The sequence below is a fragment of the Mycobacterium sp. genome, assembly GCF_040398885.1.
In the GTDB taxonomy this organism is placed as follows: Bacteria; Actinomycetota; Actinomycetes; order Mycobacteriales; family Mycobacteriaceae; genus Mycobacterium.
This window is the reverse complement of the sequence record NZ_JBBATF010000321.1, coordinates 1-1,142: the sequence shown is the minus strand read 5'-3', so window position 1 is coordinate 1,142 and position 1,142 is coordinate 1. Positions and strand designations below refer to the sequence as shown.

The 1,142-nt window shown below is 69.0% G+C and carries 1 protein-coding gene; it reads left to right on the top strand.

Going from position 1 to position 1,142, the window contains the following annotated elements; translation table 11 throughout:
• Positions 1–46: 46 nt before the first annotated feature.
• Positions 47–1,142, top strand: a 1,096-nt coding sequence (locus ADBZ5U_RS16490) for an HNH endonuclease signature motif containing protein (protein ID WP_526811987.1), incomplete at its 3' end; no start/stop codon positions are given.

Here is a 1,142-nt window from a genome sequence, read left to right as displayed (position 1 = left end):
GGCGGCGGTGCTGGCGCGAATGTCGGCCGCGCAGCGCGATGAGCGGATGGCTACTGCGCAGCGGGTTCTGCTGGCCGGTCGTCTGGTGCAGTTGCGCACCGCGGCGGTCGACGAGGACGACCGAACCCAATGGTGCATCGACAACTGGGAAGCGGTCGCCGCCGAGGTCGGCGCCGAACTCGGCATCAGCCGCCACCGCGCTTCCTGGCAGATGAACTACGGGGTCGCCCTCCTCGAGCAGTTGCCCGAACTCGGCGCGGTGTTCGCCGCAGGCCAGGTCGACTTACGCGTCATCGTCGCGGCGGTGTTCCGCACCGCACTGATCACCGATCCCGAGTTACGCGGCCGGATCGACGCCATCCTGGCCAGGTCTGCAAATAAGTGGAACAAGCTGTCGCGCAAGCGATTGGATCAATTGATCGACCACTGGGTCTGCGCCCTCGACCCGGCAGCCGTGCGCGCCGCCCACCAGGCCGCCGAGGACCGTTGCATCGACTTCGGTGAACCTCACAACGGCGTGGTCGAGTTCTGGGGCGCCCTGCGCACCCCCGACGCCGCCGCTCTGCAACGCACCCTCGACCAGATGGCCGACAGCGTGTGCCGCCCGGACCCGCGCACCAAGGAACAACGCCGCGCCGATGCCCTGGTCGCATTGGCCGGCGCACCAGCCGAATTCGGCTGCGAATGCGGCGCCGCGGATTGCCCGTCGGCCGGCGCCACCGCGCCGCCGGCGGTGGTGATCCACGTGATCGCTGAGCAAGCCGCGCTCGACGGAGAGAGCGAGACGCCGGGCTATCTCCCCGGCTACGGCAGCATCCCACCGGCCCTGCTGCGCGAACTGGCCACCACCGCCAAGCTGCGCCCACTCGATCGATCGGCCCTGAGTTGTCCGGAAGCCCGCTACCGGCCCTCGGCGGCCCTGGCCGAGTTCATCCGCTGCCGCGATCTGCACTGCCGTTTCCCCGGCTGCGACAAACCCGCCGAATACTGCGACCTCGACCACACCGTGCCCTGGCAGTCCGGCGGGCCCACCCATCCCTCCAACATCGCGCTGCTGTGCCGCGGGCACCATTTGCTCAAAACATTCTGGACCGGTGAAAGGGGCTGGGGCGAAAGGCAATACCCCGACGGCACCATCACCT